Consider the following 26,807-nt stretch of genomic DNA (forward strand, 5'->3'; position numbering starts at 1 on the left):
AATAGAGGTGAAATTATGCCATAAATACCACCTACACAAAAAAGGATGCAAAACCAACTTTCACCCTTTAACACGGCGCACTGCTAGCGTTTACAGGAAATTCGACACGTGCTATACTCACTGACGGCATTAAAGGAAAAAGGGGATAGGACTGTGAAAAAACGGCGTAATCATACGATAAATCCAACTTTAGAAAAGCTGATTGAATATGTATATGTGTTGATAGGTTCTGGCATTGTGGCCATTTCTTTCAATGTATTCTTGCTGCCAAACCGGGTTGCTTCCGGTGGGGTCAGCGGGATCAGTACGATTTTGGATGCGACGCTCGGCTGGGAGCCGGCGTATGTGCAGTGGGCTTTTAATATCCCTCTGTTTATTGCAGGGGTTGTTTTACTGGGGCGCCAATATGGGTATAAAACTCTTGCAGGGACCATTTTTCTTCCATTTGTCGTGTTTTTGACAAATGACGTAAAGCCTTGGACTCTCGATCCGTTGCTCGGATCGTTGTTCGGCGGAATCGGTGTGGGCCTTGGTCTTGGCATTGTTTTCAGAGGAAATGCATCGACTGGCGGAACCGATTTGGCGGCGCAGATCATCCACAAGTATACGGGGCTCTCACTTGGCACCTGTGTGGCACTCATTGATGGACTGATTGTATTATCTGCAGCGATTGTATTTGATATTGAACGCGGTCTTTACGCTTTGATTGGGCTGTATGTTACTAGTAAAACCATCGACTTAGTGCAGGTCGGAATTGGGCGCTCGAAGATGGCAATGGTCATTACGAACCGCCAGGATGAAGTTCGTGAAGCCATTTTGAATAAAATAGACCGCGGAGTGACAAAACTATCAGCATACGGCGGCTATACCGACCAGGAACGGCCAATTATCATGTGTGTTGTGGATCAAACGGAGTTCACAAAATTGAAACAATTGGTCCAATCCATTGACCCTGCTGCATTTGTCATTGTAATGGATGCTTCAGAGGTATTGGGCGAGGGTTTTAAAAGAGCTTGATATTGGTATAAAATAGTCGTGTATGCAAAATTTTCTTAGGGGGAGTTATGTTGAAGAAGAAATTATTAGCTCTATTAATGGGAACCTCCTTGGCACTGGCAGCTTGCGGTGGCGGCGGTGATGAAGCTGGCGGCGGGGACACAGCTGGTGCGGATCCGGAAAAGCTTTTTAACCAAAAATGTTCAAGTTGCCATGGCGGCAATCTTGAAGGCGGCGTAGGACCAAAATTAAGTGATGTAGGTTCTCGTCTATCTCAGGATGAAATTGAAAGTGTAATTGCGAACGGCCAGGGATCAATGCCTCCGAAACTGCTTGAAGGCGACGATGCATCAGCAGTAGCTGAATGGCTGGCAAACAAAAAATAATACTTATAAGGAAACGTCCTCAATCTCAGGGCGTTTTTTTTTTGCTCTTTTTTCCAATCATACTTAAGCATAATTGCTGTCTTTATGCATTTCTGTAAAATCGCCAAATTATTTAGCAATTCAGCAAGCTTCACAATTTGTACATACAGAGTTTGAAAAAATATCGTTACATATTAGTAATAAAACTAAAAATTCTACTAAATTACAAACAAGATAATATAAGGATTTTCCTTGGTAAATAGCTAGCTTGTAAGGCTATCACACATTCGAACAGCTAGACAGAATAACCTTTTCAGGTATTTAATGGAATAAAAATCTATATTTGAAAAGAAACTGTAATATATAAAAGGGTTTTTTTGATAGATTGAGATGCTATAATAGGTTTGTTACAAATTGTCGAAGTTTAGCCATGTGTTTTAAGACAAACTATCTAAGGTGATACAAAAATGATAGATATGCAAGATGTGTATAAGACCTATTCCAATGGCATCGTAGCTGCTAATGGGATCAATGTTCATATAGATGCAGGTGAATTTTTATACGTAGTAGGGCCCAGCGGTGCTGGGAAATCTACTTTTATCAAAATGATGTACCGTGAAGTTAAGCCTTCACAAGGTTCAATCATTATAAATGGTGTTAATCTGGCAAAGCTAAAGGACAGCAAAGTACCATTGCTGCGCCGCAATATTGGCGTCGTGTTCCAGGATTTTAAATTGTTGAACACTCTTTCAGTCTATGAAAATGTCGCTTTTGCGATGGAAGTGATCGAGGAACAGCCACAGTATATTAAAAAGCGCGTCATGGAAACCCTGGAACTGGTAGGACTTAAGCACAAAGCAAGAGCACTTCCTACTGAGCTGTCAGGCGGGGAGCAGCAGCGTGTTGCTATCGCTCGTTCAATCGTGAACGCACCAAAAGTGGTGATCGCTGATGAGCCTACGGGAAACCTTGATCCGGATACTTCATGGGAAATCATGAACATATTTGAAGAGATCAACATGAGGGGAACCACGATTGTCATGGCCACCCACAACAAAGAAATCGTCAACACAATCAAGCATCGCGTCATCGCGATCGAGAACGGCAGAATTGCCCGTGACGAAATGAAAGGTGAATACGGATATGAAAGCTAGAACATTCCGCCGCCACGTTCGTGAGAGCTTTAAAAGCTTGGGCCGAAACGGCTGGATGACATTCGCATCCGTAAGTGCCGTTACAGTTACCCTGCTTTTGGTCGGTGTCTTTTTCGTCATTATGATGAATTTAAATAAAGTTGCAACCACAATCGAGGAGGATGTTGAAATCCGAGTCCATGTGGATGTAGCAGCGAACGACAAAGATAAAGAGGTATTGGAGCAGCAAATAAACCAGATTTCTGGTATTAAGAATGTAACCTATTCATCAAAGGAACAAGAACTTGAAAGTCTTATAAAAAGTCTTGGAGATGAAGGGGAAGCCTTCCAGCTGTTTGAACAGGACAATCCTTTGAACGATGTGTTCGTCGTAAAGACGAAAAACCCTACTGACACAATGAGAGTTGCCAAGCAAATTGAGAAATTTAATTTTGTCACTTCCGTAAAGTATGGACAAGGCAAGGTTGAAAAATTATTCAGTTTTATAAAAGTAAGCCGTAATGTCGGGCTCGTCCTGATTGTCGGACTACTTTTCACCGCCATGTTCTTAATCTCTAACACAATAAAAATTACGATCATGGCACGAAGACGAGAAATTGAAATTATGAGACTTGTAGGTGCTACGAACGGTTTCATCAGATGGCCATTTTTCCTTGAAGGCCTCTGGCTTGGAATCCTTGGGGCAGTGGTGCCGATCGGAGTAGTTTCCGCAGCCTATTATTATGCTTACGACTTCATTAACGATAAGCTGAAAGACCATTTTATCAAATTGCTTGAATTTAATCCGTTTGTTTACCAGTTATCAGCAATTCTGATCATAATGGGAGCAGCAATTGGAATCTGGGGAAGTCTCATGTCCGTCCGTAAATTCTTGAAAGTGTAATGGGATGAATTTCCGGGTTTTACCTGGAAATTCTTCTAAACACTACATAGCCAATAGACGATAGATAGAAAGACAAAGTTACGAAACTATCATGAGTAAGAGAGGGGAAAGATCTAGTGAAAAAGCAGATACTCTCACTAGCAGTAGTCAGTACTTTAAGCCTGGGTTCTTTGCTTAGCCCATTATCAATAAACCAAGCAACAGCAGCAAGCATTTCGGAAATGCAAAAACAGAAGGAAGAGCTTGAACAAAAGCGTTCAGGCATTTCTTCTGAAATTAATGAGAAGGAATCCAAAATCGGTGAACTGCAAAATGAGCAGCAGGTGTTAAATGACCAAATCAAGAAGCTTGATTTTGCCGTAAATGATGCCGAACAGAAAATTGCAGCAAAGAACGCTGAAATTGCGCAGACAACTGAGGAAATTGAGCAACTAAAAGTTGAGATTGCTGAATTGGTAAAGCGCATTGATCAACGTAACGAACTGTTAAAGGACAAGGCACGCTCTCTTCAGGAAAACGGTGGCTCAGTAAACTATATTGATGTATTGCTAGGAGCAAATAGTTTTAGCGACTTCATTGACCGAGTGAGTGCCGTAACAACTATTGTACAAGCTGACAAAGGTATCCTTGAACAGCATGCAAGGGATAAAGAAGAGCTTGAAGCGAAACAACAAGAAGTTGAAACCAAGCTTAATAGCCTTCAAGAAATGAAAAAAGATCTCGAGGCGTTAAAAGTTAAATTGAATGCGCAAATAGAAGAAAAAAATAAGTTAATGAGTTCGCTTAAACATGAAGAGGAACAGATGCATGCGGAAAAGTTAGACTTGGCAGAAGCTGCGGATGTCTTGGCAGCACAGGAAGCAGCCATGGCTCAGGCAATTAAGTTGGCACAGAAACGTGAAGCTGAAAGACAGGCGGAACTTGAAAGACAAAGAAAAGCAGCAGCAGAGGCGGCGGCGGCACAGAAAAGTAGTGGCGGCAGCACTAGCTCAACTCCAGATCCTGCACCAGCTGTTTCTGCACCATCGTCTGGTGGTATGATTATCATGCCGGCCAGCGGTCGAATCACCTCAGGTCTAGGTGCTCGATGGGGTTCATTCCATGCGGGTATGGATATTGCTAATAGGGCAGCTAATGTGCCAATTTATGCTGCTGCAGATGGCGTCGTTATCCGTTCATATTATTCTTCAAGCTACGGAAACGTAATCTTTGTTGCACACTCCATCAATGGGCAAACATGGACAACTGTTTATGCACATATGAGCTCAAGATTGGCTGGAAACGGTGCAGTCGTTTCTCGCGGGCAACAAATTGGTGTAATGGGCAATACAGGACAATCATATGGCCAGCATTTGCATTTTGAGCTTCACAAAGGCTCTTGGAACGCGTCTAAGTCGAATGCTGTGAATCCACAAGCATATATGTAATAAATCCAGGAAGAGACCTCCAAGTCTCTTCCTTTTTATTTTTCCCGATTAAACCTCTCAGAAACTTGTAAAATATAACCATAATAGCCATGCCTCCAAAATTAATCCTTCATACCCTGTCCCTCTTCGTCATATAATGGGAATCATAGAAATTTTTACGGCGGAGGAGCAGTTGATGCGGTAAACGGGGAGGAGTTTGGCAATGGAACGTAAGTGGATTGCCATTTTGATGGCGGGCTCGCTGCTGACTGGAGCGGGGAGTACATACGCCGGCATGCAATGGTATGAAAGCAAGGCGGGGGTTCTGGAACGCCAAATCGTGCCTCTGAAAAATCAGGTGGGTGCACAGGCTGGCGATGCTAGCAGTCTCGAAAAAGTCGAGCAGGCATACAGTTTAATTTTTAACAGTTACGTTGAAAAGGTGGAAGAAGAAGAGCTGATTGAAGGCGCGATCCAGGGAATGCTTTCAAAGCTGGAGGATCCTTACTCTGTCTATATGGACAAGGAGACGGCCAAACAATTCAATGAGACGCTCGAATCGTCTTTTGAAGGGATTGGTGCAGAGGTCAGTACAGTCGATGGAAAAATCGTGATCGTTTCTCCTTTTAAAAATTCACCCGCAGAGAAGGCGGGACTGAAGCCGAATGATCAGATTTTAAAGGTCGATGGCGAGAGTATCGAGGGATTGGATTTATATGAAGCGACGTTGAAGATTCGCGGTAAAAAAGGGACGCCTGTTATGCTGGAAATCGAGCGTAAAGGCTTGAAGGATCCCCTTATGGTAAAAGTGATTCGCGACGAAATCCCGCAGATTACCGTTCATGCTGACATGAAAAAGGTAAATGGCGAGAAAATTGGCTATATGGAGATTACCTCGTTTTCAGAAGATACCTCCAAGGAGTTCAACAAGGAGCTTAAGGCTTTTGAAAAAGAAGGAATGGATGCGCTGCTGATCGATGTGCGAGGCAATCCTGGGGGGCTGCTCTCCAGTGTCGAAGAAATTCTGCGTGAGCTTATTCCTAAAACGAAACCACTTTATCAAATCGAGGAACGCAGCGGCGATAAGACTCGTTATTTCTCCAATCTGGAAAAAGCGAAACAATATCGTGTTGCGGTGTTGACAGACGATGGCAGTGCATCTGCATCGGAAATTCTGGCTGGGGCTTTGAAGGAAGCAGGCGGCTATCCAGTCATTGGCGAAAAGACATTCGGCAAAGGGACAGTCCAGCAGGCTGTGCCGATGGGGGATGGCAGCAATATCAAGCTGACACTGTTCAAATGGCTTACGCCTGATGGCAACTGGATTCATAAAAAAGGTATCGAGCCGACTGTCGAGGTCAATCAGCCTGCGCTGTATGATACCCATCCTATCCAGGCTGAAAAGCCGCTCAAGCTCGATATGAATAACGAGCAGGTGAAAAACGCGCAGGAAATCCTCGCAGGTCTCGGATTTGAGCCGGGCCGTACTGATGGCTACTACAGTGGCATGACCGAAATTGCCGTCAAAGCATTCCAGCGGAAAAATGACATGACCGTAACAGGTGTCATTGACGCAAAAACAGCCACCTCACTCGAGGATGCAGCGAGAGAAGCGATGAAACAAGAAGAAAACGACTTACAGCTGCAGACCGCATTGAGGCTGCTGGCGAAATGAGCAAAAGAAGCTGTACTCGAGATTAAATCGGGTACAGCTTTTCCTTATTTTGGATGAAGGTGCAATTAATGAAGGTGAAGGCGCAATTACGGTTAGTGAACGCGCAATTATCAGTCGCCTCTGTGCAATTATTAATGATGAGCGTGCAATTATCGGGTTGAACGAACAGAATAATTTTTCCAGTGCATCTTTAAACCCAAATAACACCCTAATCTGATGGGTTTTCGTGAAATCAATGCACTCAAATAAGCGAATTAGACCGAATCTACCTCAATAGAACCTGAATCTACGGCATAATCACCCGCAATAGATCCACAAGAAAAAAATCCCATCAATATTCCTCAACTATTGATAGGTTTTACCATCCAGATTTGATAGAATAAGCTTAATATCATGTAATTTTTGAAGGCTGGTGACATAGGGGTGGCACAGGATTGGTTCATTGAACTTTTGAAAGGGACGGGCAGGCTTCTGCTTCACCCTGTGTTCTATTATTCTTTTATTATAGCGGCGGTCCTTGGTGTTTCGCGTGTGAGGCGGGAGCGGAAGAACTTCACGGTGCGGGCGCAGGATGCTTATTTTGAACTCAGGCAGCTGGTTCCGTTGGGATTGCTGGTGGGTCTCGTTATCTCCATCATCGTCATTGCGGCGGGAATTGCGATTCCGTTCGCAGCCATTGCTTTGGTTGCCACAGCAACTCTCCTGTTGAGTCTGCTAACAAAAGTCAGGCTGCTTACGCCTGCCTATACGATCGGTGCGGCGTTTTTCGCATTAATCTTCCTATCAGGAAAGGAAATCGACCTTCCATTAGCAGGCGATTTATTCTCAACCCTTGATGAAAAAATCTATCCATCGATTGCGATTTTATTAGCATTATTGACGATTGGCGAAGGTTTCCTTATTTTACGAAATGGGAAAAAGGGGACTTCACCTAAATTGAAGAAGAGCAAGCGCGGCCAAACGGTTGGTGTCCACGAGGTTAAACGTCTGTGGGTGATTCCGGCATTCATGCTTGTGCCGGGCAGTGTGCTGACGCTGCCATTCGAGTGGTGGCCGGTGTTCGCCCTCGGAGACAATACATATTCATTGATTCTTGTGCCGTTTGCGATCGGTATGCATCAGCAAGTCCAGGGGATGCTGCCTAAAGAAGCGGTCCAACAGCTGGGCAGCCGTGTAACAGGCCTTGGAATCCTGATTACGCTGGTTGCAGCAGCAGGTTACTGGTATCCAATCGCTTGCGTGGCTGCTGTGTCGCTCGCCATCATCGGGCGAGAAGCCCTGACATTGACACAGCGGATGCAAGAAGAGAGCAGGCCGTTCTATTTTTCGAAAAAGAACCATGGCGTGATGATTCTCGGTATCCTACCAGAATCTCCTGCCGATAAAATGGCTCTTGGTGTAGGCGAGCTTGTCACCAAGGTCAATGGCACGAATGTTCATGATGAACAATCATTTTACGAGGTTTTATCCCGAAACAGGGCGCATTGCAAGCTGGAAGTCCTCGATACGAACGGGCAAATCCGCTTCGTGCAAAGAGCGTTGTATGAAGGCGATCATCACGAATTAGGCATCCTTTTTGTACAGGATGAAAAGAAGTGGGACAGTGAAGTCGTGTAAAGCGGGAGACCTATTAAAGGCCTCCCGCTTTTGCTTTGCATGAATCGTCTACTCCACTACCCCGGTCCTCACAATCTCCAAATCAATCTTCACATTGACTTTGCTTTCGGGATACATCTCATGCCATTTCTCGGCCGTCATGTTTGACTCTCTGACGCTTTTGCGATAAATATCTCCGAAGCCGAAGGGGTCTGTACCGAGTTCTCTTGTTTTTGCGAGGAATTTTCCTAAATCATCTTCCATTTTTTTACTCAGTTCTTTATCGATTTGCTTCAGATTGGCAGGATTCTTGAGATCCACCGCCTGGTTGATTTCCATTAGCCTTGTGTTCAGCTTTATTTTCAATTCAAATTCAAGCTGTTCTTTGTTAATGAGATTGATATGGCTTCTGCTTTTGATCGTATCTAAGACGACGATTAACTTATCAGTTCCTTCCGGTTCCTGAAGATATTGTATTCCTTCATTGCTGATTGGCATTTCAATCGAACCAACAGTATAGCGGTCGTTGATCAATTTTAAATAAAAGGATTCTTCAATGCCGACTTTACCGACCATCTTGTCTCTTTTAATCAGGGCCATGCCGGTGATTTGTATTTCCCCATTGATTGTTTTTAAGGTAGGCATAGATGGATCGATACCTTCAGAATAGTAATCATGCATGACTTCCTGCAGTGTTGCTGAAGGGATGGTTTCGCCTTTTATGTTTTGATCCAATTCTTTATAAATCAGCTGGCTTATATCCGAAAACTTCTTGTTCTCCATATTTAGCATTTTATTCACATTTCCTTCAACAACAGCTAAATAAGTAAGATCGCTGATGGCGGGATCCCGCGCAAGGGTGTCGGCCAGAGTGACAAGGCCTTTCTTGACGACTTCCTCACTGAAAAGGGCAACCCTCAGCTGGCCGGATTGCAACTTTTTCGGGCTCTTCAGGTCAGCCTTAATTCTGGCCCCTTTGGTGGTATCCGCTTTCGTGGTAAGGACAGCAAAATTTTGTGGAGCTTCGGGATCGATCTGAAGCAACACCATTGTAGTCAGGATTTTTCCATTCTCCGTAACGTCATAACCAATGGTTGTTATCAGCCCCATTCGCTCAAGTGTCTTTGGTTCAGCGCAGCCTATGAGCAAAATGGGCACTAGCAGCAAAGCTGTAAGTCTACTGATGATTTTCTGCATTGGCCCCACCCTTTTTTTTGAAAAATTTCTTCTTGACTAAAACAGCTGCATAAAGGAGGAATGGATATCCAAAGATGAGATAAAATGCTCCTTTGGCAAAATAATCATTCATCATGTTGATTTGGGTCCTGTTCAATGGATATACCAGGGTAATATAAATAAGCACCAGCAGGAACCAGCCGACCTTCTTCTCCTTTTTATTCAGCATTCTTGACACTCCGCGTGTTGCAGCCCACAAATACAGCATGAGGTTTGGGAGAATCAGCAAGATCCAGAAGGTGATCGCCACATACTCGAAACGTTCAATAAAAGGGAATCGGACGATTTTAAAAAGGGAAAGTGTGCCCCAAATCGTCCGTTCCAGCTGGCCTCCGCTGAAATAAGCCAGGGAGACGACCATCAGCGCAAGATATAAAACGGTGGTGAATAGCAACCCTAATTGCATATGTTTTTGGACCTTCTCTTTTTCTTTTAAAAAAGGAAAAATCACCAGGATGATCTCAAAACCGATTGCTGTAAAGGTCATTTGTTTTGCTCCCATTGCGATTTCTGTCAGGCTGGATTCCAAAATCGGGAATAAATAATCCCAATTGGCAAACTGAAATGGATAGGCGAGCATGAGGATCAGCCATAAAGATAAAACCACGCTGAAGAAACTGACGCCGACAATTGTCCGCAGCCCGCCGTTCAGGCCGTAATACACAAGATAGACAATTGTAAATGCCAGAAGCCAGTTAGGGACTTCAGGGAAAACCCATGCCTGTATCACTTCGATATAGTTGCGGATGATGATATGGAAGGCGCCAAGAAAGTAAAGGACGAAAAGGAAATTCAGCAAATTGCCGATCCATTTCCCCATTGCATCATATTGAACCCCAAAAAGGTCTGAGGATTCATAGGCAGCCATTATTTTCACCATGACAAAGCCGACTATGGCAGTGGCGATTCCGCCGAGGATAACGGAAATCCAGGCGTCATGCTTTGCTTCCAGATAGATGATTCGCTGGAAGCCTTGAATGCCCACACCAATCTGCATGGAATGGACAATAAAAAACAGCAGGAAAGTATTGACCATTGTATGAGGTTTTGGCTCGATTAACACCTTCATCTGTAACACCACAACTTTACTTTTTATCAGATTCGCGAGCATCGTATTTCAGTTTGTCCTGTGGCCTCGATTGTGCTGGTCTTGTATTTGTCCACCCTATTGGCATGCGGATGATGCTATCCCGCCAATCGGCAAGCCGGGGCGGGTAAAATGGTGCAAGAAATGGGCTGCCTAAGCTTGATTGCCTGATTAAGTGAATCAGAAGGAAGCAGAAGCCGACCATTAGCCCGTAAAAGCCCCAAAATCCTGCAAGGATAATCAATGGGAATCGTAATACCCTGATGACATTGCCCATCATATAACTTGGGGTCGTAAAGGATGCAAGCGCACTAACGGCTATGATGATAATCAGGATATTACTCGTGAAACCAGCGTCCACGGCAGCTGTACCGACAACGATACCGCCTACGATACCCATTGTCTGGCCGACTTTTGTCGGCAAGCGGGCTCCAGCTTCTCTCAAGAGCTCAATCATCGTTTCCAGCAGCAATGCTTCGATTATAGGCGGGAAAGGAACCTTGGACCTTGATTCACCCAGAGGGATTAGCAGGGTCTGGGGGATGATTTCGTAATGGAATGTCAATGAAGCAACGTAAATGGGCGTGAAGAATATAGAAACAATCATTGAAAAAATCCTTAATCCACGAAGGAAGGTAGCGATTTGCCACCGCACACTTTGATCCTCCATGCTTTGGAAAAATTCAATGAAAGAATGGGGCGCTCCAATAACTTGTACGCTTCCGTCCACAAGGACAACTAGTTTACCGTTAAGCAGCCATGCACAGGCGCGGTCAGGCCTTTCTGTCATCAGCATTTGCGGAAAAATGGCCAATGAATTATCCTCTATCAATTGAACCAGGATCGAACTGTCAAGAATGCTGTCAATTTGAATGTTCTTGATTCTTTCACGCATCCTGTCAACCATTTCTTCATCAGCAATTCCTTTCATATAAAGAAGCGAAACTCCTGACCTCGTTTGTTTTCCTACAGTAAAGCTTTCATTGCAGATATTAGGGTTGGTGAGATACCTGCGGATAAGGGAGATATTCGTGGCCATGCTCTCATTAAAGGCGATTTGCGATCCCAATACCTGTGACTCATTTTCTGGCCGCGTCAATGATCGGTTTTCCTGTGTGCCTACCATTGCGGTAATGATGACTGGGTGTCCTGGCGAATGGACGGCCACTGCTCCGTGTAAAATCGAATCAATCACATCTTCTATATATTTCTGTTTGGAAGTGCTGGAAACGGTAATATGCTTAATCGCATCGTTTGGTGAAGCTTGTGCATTCTCGAGACGAGCGAGTACATCTTCATTCATCATCTTCTTATCTGTTAAAGTATCGAAAAAAATCAAAGTATATCCATTCGGGAGTTCCTTAACATTTAAATCCGCACTATCATGGAAGTGCTCCTTCATCTTTTGGGTGAATTCAGCCCCATTTACAGGGATTAATTCCTTGTCTTCGAGGTTTTTTTGATTCATGCTGGTGCTGGCTTCGGCTTTCTTTTTCTTGAAGAACATCAAAAATCCCTCCGATGCAGTCATCTACTCAAAAGGTTTTGCCTTAATGGGAAAAATTATACTTCTGATAGTTTGAATGGCTGCTTGAAGAAAACGTGAACAACATAAGGTGTTCAGAAGGAGGTAGAGTTAAATCTGAGTGGCAAAATGAAAAAAGAAGCTGACGTTTTGTCAGCTTCCTATGTTAAAACTCCCAATGAATCAAGGAATACGATGATGATCACCACAGGTATGACGAATCTCATCACGTTGTACCAGAGGGTAAAGAGCAGGCTGCCTCCTTTTGAATCCTTTAGCAGCTCCTGCCGCAATACTTCTTTTTTGATTTTCAGCGGTACGAAAATCGAAATCAGCAAGACTCCTAGTGGCATTAGGATGTTGCTGACAAGGAAGTCGGCCGTGTCGAAGATGTTTTTCTCGAAAACGGTTGCTTCCGCCAAGGTCCCGAATGACAGGGCTGAAGGGATGCCGAGCAGGAAAATCAAGCCGCCGGCAACCCAGGCAAATCTGGTGCGCTTCCTCGGATCGCCTTTCGCAAGGGTGGCGACGACAATTTCCAGCATTGAAAATGCCGAGGTCAGGGTCGCGAACAGGAATAATGCTAGGAACAGCAGCAGGAAAAGTTCACCTAGGAACATTTTTTCAAAAACAGCTGGAAGGACGACGAACAGCAATCCAGGTCCTTCCGCCGGTTCAAATCCGAGCGAAAATACAGCAGGGAAGATTGCCAGCCCGGCAAGCAGTGCTATGAACAGGTTCATCCCGACAACTGACAGAGCAGGCTGGACAATGCTGCCTTTCTTCGGCAGGTATGAGCTATAAGTGACCATTACGGATACACCGACACTCAGGGAGAAAAATGATTGTCCCATCGCGAACAGGATGCTTTCCGACGTAATGCTTGAAAAATCTGGCGCAAGGAAAAATTTCACGCCTTGAAGCGCGTTTTCCAGTGTCAGTGAGCGGATGATCAGAATGATGAAAAGCAGGAACAACGCCGGCATCAGGATTTTGCTTGCTTTTTCGATCCCGGATTGAACTCCTTTGGCAACAACAATAATCGTGATCAATAAGAAGGCAGCCTGGGCAGCGAGCACGCTCCATGGACTGCTGATCGTCTGTCCGAACAAGCTTCCATAATCAGCACCTTCTTCGATCACACCGCCAGCAAGTCCTTTTACAAAATAAAGGCTGATCCAGCCGCCGACTACACTGTAGAAGCTTAGCAGCACGAAGCTGGTGACAACACCAAGTATCCCGATCAAATACCATTTGCTTTTCGGCGCGATTTCCAGGTAGGCACGGATTGCTTCCTTTCCAGTGCTGCGGCCGATGACAAACTCCGCAAGCAATAATGGCAACCCGATGAATAATGAAAATAAGATAAACATCAGGAAAAATGCTCCGCCGCCGCTCACTCCCGTTACATAAGGCAGCTTCCAGATTGCTCCGATGCCAATCGCTGACCCTGCTGCGGCCAGTATGAACCCGATTTTCGATGACCATTGTTCTTTCTCCATGTGTATTCTCCCTTTTTCTCTCTATTTCAGCTGATGATGATAGAGGATTGGGCAAAATAAAAAGCCACGCCTCTATCCATCAATCTGGATAGGGACGTGGCTGAACACGCGGTACCACCCTATTTGGAAGCAAGCTGCTTCCCGCTCAAGTTACTGGATAACGGACCAAACCGTTCCTTTTTAATGCTCTTTTCACCGATGCGAAAACAGCTATTTTTAAAAGGAAAAGCTCCAAGAACGAAATTCACCATGTCTTTGTATCAGTTTCCACCAACCACTGATTCTCTATTAACAGGGAGACCGGCTTAATAGACTCTCTTCAACGCTTCAACTTATTAAAATATATTACTAGAAATTATAGTGTGATAATGAAGGGGTGTCAAGAATAGTTTTTTTATGCTACCCAACAAGCGATTGCCTGGTCCTATAAGAAATAACTGAAAAATGCCCAGGCCATGGCCGTGAATAAACCTATGAACCCGGACGTGTAACCAAGCATCTTCAAGGACGTGTGTTTTTTTTCAAGAAGGTACTGTCTGTAACTCAGGTCTCCATTAGCAAATTTAAGACCCAATTCATCGGGCTCCACAGTGAATTGTTTTCCAGCTTTTGTTTGTAATATAACCTCCTTGATCAATGGGATATTCTCAACTTCTTGAATCTTAGTTTTTAAGGAGGTCTTCAGGTCACTTTCAATAAAAGTGCCGCCGACAAAATCGACGCGCACAACTTTGTATGTGGGGCAATCCAGGATCTTTTCGAAATAATGGCAGGCCTGAAGTTCAATTGCATTATTTGATACACACATCATATCCGCCTCCTCGCCTTCGCTGTTCATTATATGCTAAAAGTGTTGTGATGCTGCTGTTCCAATGCCTCCATTCCTTTCTGGGTGATCATGGTTCCGCTTCTGCCGCGGCGGACGGTGACCAAGCCTTGTTGTTCGAGTTCTTTTAAGCGCAGCCGAATTTGCTGTTGAGTAAGCGGACTGCTCGTGTTCGACATCATAAGGCTTAGCTGCGGCCTCCCAGCGCTTTTTCCTGCCGAGTTCAATTCTTTTATGAACTGAAGAAGTGTTTTGTACTCTTCGGCCTTCTTATAACCGGTGAGTCCTGTCTCGCCAGTGCTGCTCTTTTCCTGCTGATCGACAGGGAGGTCTTCTGTAGAGATGGTGTCGCCTTCGGAAACAGCGAGCATGTAGAGCAAAGTATTTTTCAGTTCGCGGATATTGCCCTTCCATTCCAATCCTGTCAATTTTAAAATGGCGTCTCTTTCGATTTGCGCCTTAGGCTTATGGCTTTCATAGATGAAATGCTGAACCAATAATGGAATGTCTTCCTTTCGTTCCCGGAGAGGAGGCAGGCTGAGTGACAAAACCTTCAAGCGGTGATAGAGGTCCTCACGGAATTCACCTTTCTCGATCATTTCCTTGAGGTTCTTGTTCGTGGCCGCGATGATCCGTACATCGACAGGGATGTTCCTGGTGCCTCCTATCCGCCGAATCTCTTGTTCTTGCAGAACACGCAAAAGCCTCGCTTGAAGCTTCATGCTGATATCCCCAATTTCATCGAGAAACAGGGTGCCGCCATCCGCCTGTTCGAATACGCCTTTTTTGCCTCCTTTTCTTGCACCTGTAAAAGAGCCTTCTTCATACCCGAACAATTCGCTTTCCAGCAGATCTTCCGGCAGTGCATTGCAGTTGATTGCCAGGTATGGAGCGTCCCTGCGGCTCGATACCATATGGATGGCGCTTGCGAAAAGCTCTTTCCCTGTCCCGCTTTCTCCCTGGATGAGGATTGGCAGGTGGGTCCTCGCCAGCTTGCGGGCAATTTTCTTCGTCTCTTTGATTGTTTTGCTTTTACCAAGGATATTTTCAAAAGTATGCTTCGCTATATATCCTTTCTTCTGTAACTCTAACCTGACCGCTTTCTCCATTTCGATTGTTTCATCCATATTCTTGAATGTGGCCACAACCGTCTTTTCCTGGTCAATAGGCATCCGGTGGACCATGACATTCGTTTTTCGTACGAGGAATGGATAGGGTACCTCTTCACCTGCTTCTTTTAGGAGGAAGTGAAGAAGCTCAGGGTTATGGAAAACTTCATTCACCTTCCTGTTCAGGGCCCTTTCCTTTGGGATGCCTGTGATTTTTTCCAGAACATCATTGAAGACCGTAATGCTGCCTGTGGAATCCAGGGCCAGAATGCCATCATTGACACCATCGACTACATGTTTCAAGTACTGATTCAACTTAACGGCTTCCTCTTTTAGGAAAGACAGTTTTTGGCTTAGTTCAATGATCCTCCTCGTATATCTGTCAGCGACCTGAATCCCTAGGGCCTCAGGCAAGCCGAGGCGGTCAACGATTTTCATGATCGTATGGATATCGATCAGCCGGACGCCGAGATTGATCTTGGTAGTGATTGTATCGGGAATCAGCTCCATTTCCCCGGGGGTGACGGCAATATCGATGGTTTGGGGGTATTTTATTCCTGGAAAAAAGGGATGGTAATGTAAGTGATCGATACCTAGTGCTTTTAAGGTGTGAATGGAGTCATTCACGCTCTCAGGAAAGTCATTCACATAGAGGACATTTGTGCCGGCGGGGAGGCTGAACAGCCTGTCGATATACTGATGGTTAATGGTCCTGTTCGAGATAATCACCTCACAGCCTTCACCAATGACATGCTTGACTTCTTCCTCAATCAGATAGGATGAATAAATGACAATTTTATCAGAAATCCTTTCCGGCAATGCTTCCTCTGAAGAATGACTCATGATTGATACATAATTTCCTAGTATGCTTTCTAGTTGGTCATGTAGCGCCAATCTTGTTTCTCTTGTTCCGGCTAAAAGAATGACTTGTTTTTTCATTTTAATTGGTTCCTTTTGGTTGTGTCTTGGATTTATTATATCATTTAAACAACCAATTAGAACCAATTCAAGTCTGGTTTTCAGCAAGGATGTGTGATTTTTCAAAGGTGTAGGGGGTTTTTAAACATTGGCATGAAAATTGCAAAAACTTATAATGAGCAATTTTTTATTATTTCAAGGGGGTTTTAGGATTGGGAAATAAAGTATGGAAGGTACCGCACACATTTGTAATCGTGTTTTTCGTTGTCATGCTTGCGGCCATCGTGACGTATTTTGTGCCGGTTGGCCAATTCGAAACAAAGGAAATCACCTATAGTGACAATGGTGAGGAAAAAACGAAGACTGTATTGGATCCTGAAAGTTTTCAGATTGTAAAAGATGAACAGGGAAATCCAGTCCATAAAGGAACCGATTTGTTTGAAGCAGGCGGTGAAGCAGGCTTCCTGAACTTTGTCTTTGAAGGGTTGGTTTCTGGTGATAAATGGGGCTCTGCTGTCGGAGTTGTCGCCTTTATTTTAATCATTGGCGGGGCTTTTGGCATCATCATGAGAACAAGGGCGATTGAGGAAGGAATCCTCAATGTCATCGATAAGACAAAGGGCAGGGAAATCCTGATCATCCCGATCATGTTTTTCTTATTCTCACTTGGCGGAGCTGTTTTTGGAATGGGTGAGGAAGCGATCGCCTTCGCGATGATCCTCGTACCTCTGATGGTGGCGCTTGGATATGACGCCATTACAGGAGTGATGATCACTTATGTGGCAACGCAGATAGGATTCGCGACATCCTGGATGAATCCGTTCGGTGTCGCAATCGCACAGGGGATTTCTGGTGTGCCTGTTTTGTCCGAGTCTCCGTTCCGTATGGCGATGTGGGCGGTGTTCACGCTGCTCGGGATCATCTACACATGGCGTTATGCTTCAAGCATCAAGAAGGACCCGGTGAAATCCCTGTCATACGGCAGCGACGACTATTTCCGCAAGGATATGAGTAATCATAATTTGAATGTGAAGTTCACTCTGGGGCACAGCCTCGTGATATTGACAATTGCTGCTGGCATCGCCTGGATTGTCTGGGGAGTCATTGAGCATGCATACTATATTCCGGAGATTGCTTCACAGTTCTTCACCATCGGGCTTGTTGCCGGAATCATTGGGGTCATTTTCAAACTGAACAATATGAAAGTGAATGATATTGCAGATGGGTTCATTGACGGAGCGAAGGACTTATTGCCAGCTGCCTTAGTCGTCGGCATGGCGAAAGGAATTGTCATCATCCTTGGCGGCGACAGCCCTGATGCACCGTCCGTGCTTAACACGATGCTCTATGGTGCAGGCCAGGCGATTGGTGACCTGCCGGCATCGGTTTCGGCGGTGTTTATGTACTTATTCCAGTCTATTTTCAACTTTTTCGTCGTTTCGGGGTCGGGCCAGGCTGCATTGACGATGCCATTAATGGCTCCGCTAGCCGATATCGCCGGAGTTTCCCGCCAGGTTGCTGTACTGGCCTTCCAGCTTGGTGACGGCTTGACAAACATCATCGTTCCGACTTCAGCTGCACTAATCGGTACGCTGGGAGCAGCTCGGATTGACTGGGGAGTATGGGCAAAATTCATCGGCAAGTTCATGCTTCTGTTAATAGCAGTATCCATCATATTTATTATCATTGCTGTATCCATTGGTTTATAATGGGAAAAAGAATTGCAGGAGGGGACCCTAGTGCTGACGTTAATCAAAAATGGAGACATTTACGCACCAGATTACCTGGGAAAGAAAGATATATTGCTTGTGGATCGTAAAATCGGCTTTATCGAGGATGAAATTGAAGTCCCGGAAAACTTCGTTGATATGAAGGTGATCGATGCAACCGGCAAAAGGATTGTTCCGGGTTTCATCGATTCCCATGTCCATCTGATTGGCGGGGGCGGTGAAGGCGGGTTCCGGACGAGGACGCCGGAAATCCAGCTGACACAGGCAACGACTGCAGGGATTACGACGCTCGTCGGTGTGCTCGGCACCGACGGGACGACACGGACGATGTCAAACCTCATTGCCAAAGCTCGCGGGCTTGAGGAAGAAGGGATTACCACCTATGTACAGACAGGTTCCTATCAGGTCCCGGTCAAAACACTGACCGGGAAAATCGAGGACGATATCATTTTAATAGATAAAATTATCGGCGCAGGAGAGATTGCGATTGCTGACCATCGCTCATCGCAGCCGACAGCTGAAGAATTGGCGAAGATCGCTTCGGCAGCTCGCATTGGCGGAATGCTTTCAGGCAAGAGCGGCATCGTCAATGTCCATGTTGGTGACAGCTATGACCATTTACAGCTGATTGAGGAGGTTATCGAAAATACCGATATCCCAATTAGGCAGTTTTATCCTACCCATATCAACCGCAACCCGCATTTGTTCGAGGCTGGTATTGAGTATGCGAAAAAAGGCGGCTGGGTTGATTTTACAACAAGTTCAATTCCGAAGTTTTTAGAGGAGGGCGAGGTAAAATGCAGCGTTGCTTTGAAACGCATGCTGGATGCCGGAGTAGGAATCGGCCAAATCACTTTTACATCTGACGGACAGGCCAGCCTGCCGGATTTCGATGAAAATGGTGAATTGGTCGGCCTGCAGATTGGACAAGTTTCTTCTTTGTACGAAGCGGTCAAGGATGCTGTCTTAGGGGAAGGGATTCCGCTCGAAGTGGCCATCCGCGTCATCACCTCGAACCCGGCGACGATTCTAAAGCTTTCGCAAAAAGGGTGTATCGAAACAGGTCGTGACGCAGACCTTGTGCTGCTGGATGCAAACCTAGAGATTGACACTGTGATTGCGATGGGGAAGGCCATGGTAGAAAACGCTGTACCAGTTGTGAAGGGAACATTTGAATAAATTAGAAAAACCTTGACCGCGGTCAAGGTTTTTTTACTCTATGCAAGTGTTGTTTGGACACTTGGTCGATATATTCAAAAATTTGGTCGATATAATTAAAAATCCGCTGATAAATTCAAAAATGTGGTCGATATATTCGAAAATCCGCTGATATATTTAAATATGTGGTCGAAAAAACCTTATTCCATCAATAAACTGAAGGTTTGAAGCGGCAATGATTGTGCTAATCCAAAAATAACTACGTCAATCAGCAAAAACTGACCTGAATTTTTAAAAAATCATATACAGAATCCACCCGCCAACAGCCCCGGTCACAACGACAATCCACGGTGCAAGCTTCCAGTAGACGAGCATGCTGAAAAGCACGGCCGCGAACACAAAATCAATTGGCTCGAGGATGGAACTCGTCCAGATTGGGTGGTAAAACGCCGCAATCAGGATGCCGACGACCGCTGCGTTAACACCCATCAATGCACGGCTGATCTTACTATTTCTTCTCAATGTGTCCCAGAATGGGAGGGTACCAAGAATAAGCAGGAATGCAGGCAAAAAGATTGCCACAGTAGCGAGCAATCCGCCCTGCCAGCCGTCAATGATCGCCCCGAGATAGGCAGCGAATGTGAACAATGGACCTGGAACTGCCTGGGCAGCACCATAACCTGCAAGGAAGGCTTCCTCGCTCAGCCAGCCTGTCGGCACGAATTCACGTTCAAGCAATGGCAGGACAACGTGGCCGCCGCCAAACACGAGTGAGCCTGATCGGTAAAAGCTGTCAAACATTGCAATCCAATTCAATGAAGTCGCTTCACGTAATATCGGCAGGAGGATCAATAAGCCGAAAAACAATCCCAGGCTGACATAGCCGACAGTGTTGGAAATTGAAAAAGTCATTCTTTTATCATCTGTTGCAGTGTGAGACTTGAAAAATACATATCCTAAAACACCAGCGACGATAATGACGCCGATTTGCGTGAAAGCGGTCTGCCAAAGCAGCGTTGCAGCGAGTGCCATTAAAGCAATCGTTTTCCGTGGCAAATCGGGAGTCAGTTTCTGCGCCATTCCCAGGATCGCATGGGCAACGACTGCGACGGCGACAATTTTCAGTCCGTGAATCCAGCCGGCATCCCCAACATCAAATCCCTGCAAAATGATGGCGAAAATGATCAACGCTAAAACCGAAGGCAGTGTGAATCCCAGGAAGGCGAACAGGCCCCCGAGCAATCCGCCGCGCATCAATCCAACACCAATTCCAACCTGGCTGCTAGCTGGACCAGGCAGGAATTGGCATAATGCCACCAAGTCTGCATAAGTTTTTTCGTCCATCCACTTTCTGCGGCGGACATATTCTTCATGGAAGTAGCCGAGGTGGGCAACAGGCCCCCCAAACGACGTCAGACCAAGTCTGGTCGAAACCATTAAAATTTCCAGCAGAGACTGGAAGGTAACGCTTTTTTTCTCTGTCATTTCTTTTTCTCCTTCATAACTAATTGTAATCGTTCATTGAAAAAAGATTTATAGGCCAGCTGCAAATAGAGAATCACCGTCAGTGATACGCTCCCCACAATCCCTAGCATGATCGCGATCTGGTATTCCACCGCCAGGATTGGCGACGTTCCGGACAGGATTTGCCCTGTCATCATCCCGGGCAGGAAAATGATCCCCATACCGACCATCGAGTTGATTGTGGGCAGCATAGCGGCATCAAAGGCCTGGTTGACCACTTTCTTTGCTGCCTGCTTGGGCGTAGCCCCGAGCATAAGGGCACCCTCGATTTGAGCTTTGTTCGCTGCGAAGCCTGAAATCAGATTGTTCACGCCTAGGGACACGCCTGTCATCGAGTTCCCGATGATAATTCCGGCAATCGGGATGAAATAACGCGGCTCGTACCATGGAGTAACGTTAAGGACGACGAGAATGAAAAAGAACAGACTCGTCAAGATACCGATTGCCATCGCAAAGGCAATATGTTTTTTCATCGCTGCGCCGAGTGGATGCTTTGTCCGTTTGTAGACATTATGAATCGCAAAAATCTGCATGATGGCAATGATCAACAGGGTATAAAACGGACTCGGGTTATTAAACAGGTAGACAAGCAAATAACCGACTAGTATAAGCTGCAAAGACATTCGGGCAGTTGCCAGCAGGATTTCTTTTTCGCGGGGAATCCCACGGACCCTGACAATAACGATCAAAATCAGGATGAAAATATACGCAGCGGAGAGCTGCCAAAACGCCAGGTCCATTACGTTTTCCATCAGCATTGCCTCCCTTCAGAGTAGGAATTCTTCCTTACAATCAGAAGACGGTCAATCCGCCTTGATCCCCGCTGAATAACGCGATACATCTATGGTATTTTCTGCGACCAGCTCAGCAAGCTCGTGCGAATGGGTGATCATGATGACTGTCTTGGATTTCTCCCTGACATGGTCGCGGAACCTTAATAACACATTTCTTGCGGTCTCCTCATCAAGCGCAGAGGTCGGCTCGTCCAGCAAAAAGACTTCAGGATCAAGCAGCATCGCCCTTGCCCAGGAAAGCCGCTGTTTCTCGCCTCCGGAAAGGTGTTCTGCATCTTCGTCAAGACGTTTATTAAGCATGAACAATTCAAGCAAATCATCCATTTCCTTTGCACTGGCCGGCTCCTTCTCTGAAAAAGTACGGCCAATCTGCAGGTTGTCTTCAATGGTCCCGTCAAAAATGACCGGCGCCTGCGAAACCATCACGACGGATCTTCTTAGTTGAAGGGGATCCATGCTGCTAATGGACTTATTTTTAAAAAGGATCTCTCCATGATCCGGGCTCGACAGGTTATTCAATAATCTCAATAAAGTTGATTTCCCACTGCCGCTCGGGCCAACAATGCAGGTAATTTGATTGGCTGGAATGCTCAACTCATCGATATGAAGTATCCCGTCCACTTTGACATTCATAAGTTGGAACAAGCTGATTTCCTCCCCTCAATTTTGACTTAATCCTTGATTTCCCTGAACAATTCGAAGGCCTTTTTACGTGCTTCCTCCAGCACGTTATTGCCTTTATCTGTTGTCCGATAGTATTTCCGGATTTTCCCTTCAACATTTCTTTCTTCTTTTAAAAGAAGACCGTCCGATTCCATACTGTGGAGAATCGGGTATAGTGTGCCTGCACTAATGGAATAGCCATGCTCCTTAAGCTCCTCTAGCATCCACAGCCCAAAAATCGGTTCTTCCTTTGCATGATGCAAAATATGAATCTGGATGAAGCCGAGAAATAGTTTCCTGAGGACTTTATCCTCCATAAAAAATTCCTTCTTTCGTTGATATCGAAATTCAATAACGAAACTCGATATCATTCTAACGTATCTGAGAGATTAATCAACTATTTAACTTTATCCTTGCTCTCTGAAAAAACAAAAATAAATTCTACTTCAGAAATTTGCAGATTTTATCGATTTCATAAAGTTGTTAAACCTTTCATCGAAAAACTGTAGTTTGTGATGAAGTTAACATTTCCAGTGAGATTTAGCGGATTATCATAACGGTAGATTTCGATAAAGGAGGGCTCATGATGAGTCGTTTAAATGTAAAAATGATTAGTATCCTTGCATCTGTTGGAATAGTTCTGGCGGGGTGTGGATCGGATACTGCTACTAGGGTTGAGGAGAAGCCGGCAGTAAAAGCGGCCAAACAGGAACAAATCCTCGATAGATATTTTTTCACCGCAAATGAGGGCGGTACTATCAGTAAGGTCAGTGTAAAAGACAATAAAGTGGCTGAAACCATCCAGGCTGACGGTGTCGTTCACAATATCCAGCTTTCACCTGATGGAAAAGTAGTTGCCGTAACACTTATTCCAGGTTCCGGGCATGGCCATGGTGATCATGGAGAAGGTTCACCTGGAAGAGTATTATTCTATGATGCCCTAACTAGTGAACTTTTGAAAGAAGTGGTGGTAGGGAATCACCCGGCGCATGTTGTCTATTCAGGGGATGGCAAATATGTATTGGCAACAAACAATGAAGACGACAACGTTTCAGTCATAGACGCAGCAACCTATGAAGTTGTCAAAACCATACCAACAGGCAATGGCCCCCACGGATTCAGGATTTCAGCGGACAGCAAATTTGCCTATATCGCCAATATGGGTGAGGATACAGTTAGTGCTATCAATCTGAAAACATTCAATGAAGAAAGAATTAAAATAGGCAATACACCTGTCACAACTGGAGTGACAAAGGACGGGGAGACCCTGGTAGTAACCCTTTTCTCAGAAAATTCACTGGCCATAGTTGACCTGGAAACGAAGCAAGTGGACAAGGTAGGAGTTGGTACAGGGCCTGCGCAGGTCTATATTGGGCCTGACAGCAAATACGCGTATGTCGCCAATCAGGGAACCGAGGAATCACCGTCAAATTCAATGACAATAGTAGACCTTGAGACGAAGAAGGTTGTCGATGAAATCCAAACAGGGAATGGGGCGCATGGTGTAACTGTGAGCGAAGACGGGAAGCTCGCCTATGTAACCAATATGTTTGATAACACCGTCAGCATTATTGACCTTGAAAGCAAGAAAGTAGAAACGATTGGCGTTGGTGAAATTCCTAATGGAATCACGATAATGGACTGACGAAATTGATTTTCTCTCAAAAACTCCATACATTCTCCACTTTTTCACGGTATGATAGAATTAATTTTCAGAAAATGAGGTGGAAGGGGGGAGAATATAATTGGAAGCGACTGAAAAAACCATCAAGCTGGCTGTTAACGGCGGGATAGATTTCGGTTCCAAGCTGAATGCCAAACAACTAATCGTCCTGGCAAAATATCTGGAAGAAGATCAGGAGCTGGAGCTGACAACGTTTCAACAGCTGTATATAGATATTCCTGAAAGCAGGAAAGAGGAGGCACTAGCAGAGTTTGCACAGGCGGGACTTAGCTGCTATCCAGTCGGTAGTTTCGTGAAAAGCCTCCGCACATGCAATTTTTGCAAAGGAGCAGAGGAGGAAGGGATGCCTGTTGCAATTGAACTGAACAAAAGGATTGCCGGCAAACCTGTTCCTTTTACCCTGAAACCAGCCTATACCGGCTGCCCGGTCGGCTGCGGTGAACCGCTCATCAACGATATTGGCATCATGAAAGTGAAAGACGGGTATAGCCTGTATGCTGGAGGAAAATCAAAGGGGCAGGATGCCAGACCGGGAACACTGTTATATGAACAGCTTACTCAGGATGAGCTTTATCAAAAAGTTGACCTGCTCATAGACATATATAATGAGAATGGGAAAAAGCGCGAGCCGGTTCATAAATTCATTGCCCGATTTGGCAAAAGCGAACTGTTGGAGAGGATAAATACAGTATTTCAAAGCAAAAAACAAGATGATCTCTGATTCCGCTATCCGAGAATGAAGAAATCCAGTTTTCTGGAGGTTGGGTTTAAAATAAGCATAAGGACCAAACAAGTGGGTTTGGTCCTTATGCTTATTCATTTTTATAATAAAGAATGGGTTTTGGGGTATAGGATAAAATAGTATGACAAGGAGTGAAGCGGAGTGTCCAAAAATGCTTTGTCAAAATGGATCAAATTTGGTGGTTACACCGTTATTGCAATCTTTGCAGGATTATTTATCCTAGGCTTTATGACCGGTGAAACAGACTTGATGAGCGAGCTTTTAGAAAAGGGCGGAACGATAGCTGAAATAGGGGCAATCACTGCGTTTGCCTTATGGATTGTCAGATTGTTATTCTTGCAGCTGAAAAAACGGAATTTTGTTTTTGTGAAGTGGATTCAGCTAGCTTTCAAGCTGTTAAGGGAGCACCATACACTGATAGGCTGGGCTGCATTTTCTGCCGCACTCGCCCATGGGTCTTACTTTTTTCTGCAGACAAATGAAGAATGGGAAAGCATCTACAGCGGATTAGCAACATTGATAGGGTTTGCTTTCCTCGTAATCTTTGGCTTGACCCTGGACAAGTGGGTTAAGGGGAAGAAGTATCTCACCTATAAAAAAATCCACCAGGCAATCGCGATTGTATTTGGGCTTGCCTTAGGGGTTCATCTCCTGTTTGGTTAAGGGGACTAAAAAAAAGACTCCAGGAATGACGGAGTCTTACTCTTCTACCGTAAACTGTCCCATCATCCCGGCATCTTCATGCTCAAGGATATGGCAGTGGTACATGAATAATCCTTTATGGTCGAACGTTGCGATTGCCCTCACTTTTTCACCTGGCTCGACTAATATTGTATCTTTCCATCCGCGCTCATTTGGCGGCGGCGGATTGCCGTCTCGGTCGAGAATCAGGAATTGGGTGCCGTGTCCGTGGAATGGATGGGCCATGCCCATGTTATTGCCCATCATTCCCATTCCCTCGTTTGAAATCTCCCAGATCTCTGTGTCATGGAGTTTCAGCTGCTCGTCAATCCTGTCCATGTCCATCTGTTTGCCGTTGATCGTAACGTTCCGGCCCATCCCTGACATGACAAACTCCCTTGTTCTTGCAGCCATCGATTCATTCACTACTGGTATGTCTACTAGTTGGGAAGGGATTTCTTTCGGTCCAATCTCCTCGCCGCTGACGACAAATTTCATGAATGCCATTCCCTGGTCGGTCAGTTCAACGGTTTCTCCCTTTTCATAGCCAGAAAAATCGACGATCAGTTCGGCCCGCTCCGCCGAACTCAACACCAGGCTATTCATCTTTACCGGCTCTGCCAACAGCCCGCCGTCTGTCCCAATCTGGTGAAATTCCTGTCCATTGCTTAAAGCGAATTGATAGATCCGCGCATTTGACCCATTCAGCAGCCGGAAGCGAACCTTGCCTTTTGGAACCTCAACATAGGGGTTGATGGCTCCATTGACCATGATCGTGTCACCTTGGAGACCCATCATCACATCATGCATACTCAAATCATATTCAAACTGTCCGTTTTCATCGAGCTGCTTATCCTGGACTATGAGCGGAATATCATTCACGCCATATTCGTCAGGCAGATCAAGCTTCTCACTTTCCTCATCATCAATTAAAAATAAACCAGCAAGTCCTTTATAAACATGTTCGCCGGTTTCATGGAGAAGATGGGGATGGTACCACAATGTTGCCGCGTGTTGTTCGATCGTAAACTCCGGATTCCAAGTGGTACCCGGCTGGATTCCGGAATGCGGACCGCCATCATCCTCGCCATCTACTTCGAGCCCATGCCAGTGAAGCGTCGTAGCTTCGTCCAACTCATTTTTTACCTTGACGGAGACATCGTCACCCTTCTTTACGCGGATGACTGGTCCCAAATAGTTCCCATTGTACCCAAACGTATCGGTTGCTTTACCTTCTAAAAATTCCATAGATCCTTGTTTGGCAACAAGGGTGTATTCTGCTTTGTCAGGGTCGGGGTTCTCATCTTCAAGGATTGGCGGGATCGGCAGAGGTTTGTCTGCCTCTCCTAAAGAGTCATTCCGCATATCCTCCACCGAACCGGAACCGCCGCCCATCATGCCTCCATCGCCCATGCCCATGCCGCCGTTCATCATGCCGCCGCCCTGGCCCGCCATATTGCCGCCTGCGCCACCCATGCTTCTCATGAAAAACCAGCCGCCGGCTATGACTAATACAAGAATGATTATTGCTGCTATGACTACCTTTTTCACTT

The 26,807-nt window shown here is 45.4% G+C and carries 23 protein-coding genes and 1 other annotated feature; of the genes, 12 read left to right on the forward strand and 11 right to left on the reverse strand.

Annotation, left to right across the window (positions count from 1 at the left end; genetic code table 11):
- The first annotated feature begins 153 nt into the window (after positions 1–153).
- The 7 genes from AB5I83_RS09400 (at position 154) to AB5I83_RS09430 (ending at position 8,096) form a co-directional block, all read left to right on the forward strand.
- Complete coding sequence (locus AB5I83_RS09400) at positions 154–1,017, forward strand: YitT family protein (protein ID WP_167833193.1); 864 nt, start codon at positions 154–156, stop codon at positions 1,015–1,017.
- A gap of 50 nt (positions 1,018–1,067) precedes the next feature.
- Complete coding sequence (cccB, locus tag AB5I83_RS09405) at positions 1,068–1,382, forward strand: cytochrome c551 (protein ID WP_167833192.1); 315 nt, start codon at positions 1,068–1,070, stop codon at positions 1,380–1,382.
- 446 nt (positions 1,383–1,828) lie between these two features.
- Positions 1,829–2,515, forward strand: coding sequence for a cell division ATP-binding protein FtsE (gene ftsE / locus AB5I83_RS09410; protein WP_448974787.1), 687 nt, complete (start codon positions 1,829–1,831; stop codon positions 2,513–2,515).
- Positions 2,505–3,398, forward strand: a complete 894-nt coding sequence (gene ftsX, locus AB5I83_RS09415; protein ID WP_448974789.1) for a permease-like cell division protein FtsX — start codon at positions 2,505–2,507, stop codon at positions 3,396–3,398. Before ftsE ends, ftsX begins: the two co-directional genes overlap by 11 nt.
- A 116-nt stretch (positions 3,399–3,514) precedes the next feature.
- Positions 3,515–4,825: a murein hydrolase activator EnvC family protein gene (locus tag AB5I83_RS09420; protein WP_448974791.1), complete on the forward strand. Its 1,311-nt coding sequence runs from the start codon at positions 3,515–3,517 to the stop codon at positions 4,823–4,825.
- 202 nt (positions 4,826–5,027) lie between these two features.
- Positions 5,028–6,479: a S41 family peptidase gene (locus AB5I83_RS09425; RefSeq protein ID WP_448974793.1), complete on the forward strand. Its 1,452-nt coding sequence runs from the start codon at positions 5,028–5,030 to the stop codon at positions 6,477–6,479.
- A 423-nt stretch (positions 6,480–6,902) separates the two neighbouring features.
- Positions 6,903–8,096: a PDZ domain-containing protein gene (locus tag AB5I83_RS09430; protein WP_448974795.1), complete on the forward strand. Its 1,194-nt coding sequence runs from the start codon at positions 6,903–6,905 to the stop codon at positions 8,094–8,096.
- A 48-nt stretch (positions 8,097–8,144) separates the two neighbouring features.
- On the opposite strand, the gene AB5I83_RS09435 is transcribed toward AB5I83_RS09430, so the two are convergent.
- The 6 genes from AB5I83_RS09435 to AB5I83_RS09460 form a co-directional block, all read right to left on the reverse strand.
- Positions 8,145–9,272, reverse strand: a complete 1,128-nt coding sequence (locus AB5I83_RS09435; protein WP_448974798.1) for a Ger(x)C family spore germination protein — start codon at positions 9,270–9,272, stop codon at positions 8,145–8,147.
- Complete coding sequence (locus AB5I83_RS09440) at positions 9,253–10,380, reverse strand: GerAB/ArcD/ProY family transporter (RefSeq protein ID WP_448974800.1); 1,128 nt, start codon at positions 10,378–10,380, stop codon at positions 9,253–9,255. The genes AB5I83_RS09435 and AB5I83_RS09440 overlap by 20 nt, the downstream gene beginning before the upstream one ends.
- A 16-nt stretch (positions 10,381–10,396) precedes the next feature.
- A complete protein-coding gene (locus AB5I83_RS09445) occupies positions 10,397–11,905 on the reverse strand; it encodes a spore germination protein (protein ID WP_448974802.1) in 1,509 nt (502 codons plus the stop codon).
- 179 nt (positions 11,906–12,084) lie between these two features.
- Positions 12,085–13,425: a sodium-dependent transporter gene (locus AB5I83_RS09450; protein ID WP_448974804.1), complete on the reverse strand. Its 1,341-nt coding sequence runs from the start codon at positions 13,423–13,425 to the stop codon at positions 12,085–12,087.
- A gap of 87 nt (positions 13,426–13,512) precedes the next feature.
- Positions 13,513–13,757, reverse strand: a binding site (T-box leader).
- Positions 13,758–13,849: 92 nt separating this feature from the next.
- Positions 13,850–14,236: a hypothetical protein gene (locus AB5I83_RS09455; protein ID WP_448974806.1), complete on the reverse strand. Its 387-nt coding sequence runs from the start codon at positions 14,234–14,236 to the stop codon at positions 13,850–13,852.
- Between the two features lie 26 nt (positions 14,237–14,262).
- Positions 14,263–16,299: a sigma-54 interaction domain-containing protein gene (locus tag AB5I83_RS09460; RefSeq protein WP_448974808.1), complete on the reverse strand. Its 2,037-nt coding sequence runs from the start codon at positions 16,297–16,299 to the stop codon at positions 14,263–14,265.
- 191 nt (positions 16,300–16,490) lie between these two features.
- Between AB5I83_RS09460 and yfcC the strand changes: the two genes are divergently transcribed.
- Together yfcC and iadA are read left to right on the forward strand one after the other, a co-directional pair.
- Positions 16,491–17,987, forward strand: coding sequence for a putative basic amino acid antiporter YfcC (yfcC, locus tag AB5I83_RS09465; protein WP_448974810.1), 1,497 nt, complete (start codon positions 16,491–16,493; stop codon positions 17,985–17,987).
- A gap of 30 nt (positions 17,988–18,017) precedes the next feature.
- Entirely contained in the window at positions 18,018–19,187 is a 1,170-nt protein-coding gene (gene iadA / locus AB5I83_RS09470; RefSeq protein WP_448974812.1) for a beta-aspartyl-peptidase, read from the forward strand.
- 270 nt (positions 19,188–19,457) lie between these two features.
- Here the strand turns inward: iadA and chrA are convergent, their stop codons facing one another.
- Genes chrA through AB5I83_RS09490 form a run of 4 tightly spaced genes read right to left on the reverse strand, consistent with a single transcriptional unit; the run spans position 19,458 to position 22,464 of the window.
- Entirely contained in the window at positions 19,458–20,651 is a 1,194-nt protein-coding gene (gene chrA, locus AB5I83_RS09475) for a chromate efflux transporter (protein WP_448974814.1), read from the reverse strand.
- Positions 20,648–21,442: an ABC transporter permease gene (locus tag AB5I83_RS09480; protein WP_448974816.1), complete on the reverse strand. Its 795-nt coding sequence runs from the start codon at positions 21,440–21,442 to the stop codon at positions 20,648–20,650. The genes chrA and AB5I83_RS09480 overlap by 4 nt, the downstream gene beginning before the upstream one ends.
- A 51-nt stretch (positions 21,443–21,493) precedes the next feature.
- Entirely contained in the window at positions 21,494–22,129 is a 636-nt protein-coding gene (locus tag AB5I83_RS09485) for an ABC transporter ATP-binding protein (RefSeq protein WP_448974818.1), read from the reverse strand.
- A gap of 26 nt (positions 22,130–22,155) precedes the next feature.
- Positions 22,156–22,464: a PadR family transcriptional regulator gene (locus tag AB5I83_RS09490; protein WP_167833176.1), complete on the reverse strand. Its 309-nt coding sequence runs from the start codon at positions 22,462–22,464 to the stop codon at positions 22,156–22,158.
- A 269-nt stretch (positions 22,465–22,733) separates the two neighbouring features.
- On the opposite strand from AB5I83_RS09490, the gene AB5I83_RS09495 reads away from it, so the two are divergent.
- From AB5I83_RS09495 to AB5I83_RS09505, 3 genes are all read left to right on the forward strand, one after another.
- Positions 22,734–23,792, forward strand: a complete 1,059-nt coding sequence (locus tag AB5I83_RS09495) for a YncE family protein (protein ID WP_448975274.1) — start codon at positions 22,734–22,736, stop codon at positions 23,790–23,792.
- A 100-nt stretch (positions 23,793–23,892) separates the two neighbouring features.
- Positions 23,893–24,552: a nitrite reductase gene (locus tag AB5I83_RS09500; protein ID WP_448974820.1), complete on the forward strand. Its 660-nt coding sequence runs from the start codon at positions 23,893–23,895 to the stop codon at positions 24,550–24,552.
- A gap of 162 nt (positions 24,553–24,714) precedes the next feature.
- Positions 24,715–25,236 (forward strand): hypothetical protein, encoded by a 522-nt coding sequence (locus AB5I83_RS09505; RefSeq protein ID WP_448974821.1) that lies wholly within the window; start codon positions 24,715–24,717, stop codon positions 25,234–25,236.
- A gap of 36 nt (positions 25,237–25,272) precedes the next feature.
- Here the strand turns inward: AB5I83_RS09505 and AB5I83_RS09510 are convergent, their stop codons facing one another.
- On the reverse strand, positions 25,273–26,805 hold the full coding sequence (locus AB5I83_RS09510; protein ID WP_448974823.1) for a multicopper oxidase family protein: 1,533 nt from the start codon (positions 26,803–26,805) through the stop codon (positions 25,273–25,275).
- Between the last annotated feature and the right edge of the window lie 2 nt (positions 26,806–26,807).

The organism is Mesobacillus sp. LC4 (genome assembly GCF_053543455.1).

What these genes read in the sequence shown, in the direction of transcription:
- AB5I83_RS09425 (WP_448974793.1), top strand. Translation starts at nt 5,028, where the DNA reads ATGGAACGTAAGTGGATTGCCATTTTGATGGCGGGCTCGCTGCTGACT.
- AB5I83_RS09460 (WP_448974808.1), bottom strand. Translation starts at nt 16,299, where the DNA reads ATGAAAAAACAAGTCATTCTTTTAGCCGGAACAAGAGAAACAAGATTG.
- AB5I83_RS09445 (WP_448974802.1), bottom strand. Translation starts at nt 11,905, where the DNA reads ATGTTCTTCAAGAAAAAGAAAGCCGAAGCCAGCACCAGCATGAATCAA.
- AB5I83_RS09435 (WP_448974798.1), bottom strand. Translation starts at nt 9,272, where the DNA reads ATGCAGAAAATCATCAGTAGACTTACAGCTTTGCTGCTAGTGCCCATT.
- AB5I83_RS09490 (WP_167833176.1), bottom strand. Translation starts at nt 22,464, where the DNA reads ATGGAGGATAAAGTCCTCAGGAAACTATTTCTCGGCTTCATCCAGATT.
- chrA (WP_448974814.1), bottom strand. Translation starts at nt 20,651, where the DNA reads ATGACAGAGAAAAAAAGCGTTACCTTCCAGTCTCTGCTGGAAATTTTA.
- ftsX (WP_448974789.1), top strand. Translation starts at nt 2,505, where the DNA reads ATGAAAGCTAGAACATTCCGCCGCCACGTTCGTGAGAGCTTTAAAAGC.
- AB5I83_RS09440 (WP_448974800.1), bottom strand. Translation starts at nt 10,380, where the DNA reads ATGAAGGTGTTAATCGAGCCAAAACCTCATACAATGGTCAATACTTTC.
- AB5I83_RS09455 (WP_448974806.1), bottom strand. Translation starts at nt 14,236, where the DNA reads ATGATGTGTGTATCAAATAATGCAATTGAACTTCAGGCCTGCCATTAT.
- AB5I83_RS09495 (WP_448975274.1), top strand. Translation starts at nt 22,734, where the DNA reads ATGAGTCGTTTAAATGTAAAAATGATTAGTATCCTTGCATCTGTTGGA.
- AB5I83_RS09450 (WP_448974804.1), bottom strand. Translation starts at nt 13,425, where the DNA reads ATGGAGAAAGAACAATGGTCATCGAAAATCGGGTTCATACTGGCCGCA.
- AB5I83_RS09480 (WP_448974816.1), bottom strand. Translation starts at nt 21,442, where the DNA reads ATGGAAAACGTAATGGACCTGGCGTTTTGGCAGCTCTCCGCTGCGTAT.
- ftsE (WP_448974787.1), top strand. Translation starts at nt 1,829, where the DNA reads ATGATAGATATGCAAGATGTGTATAAGACCTATTCCAATGGCATCGTA.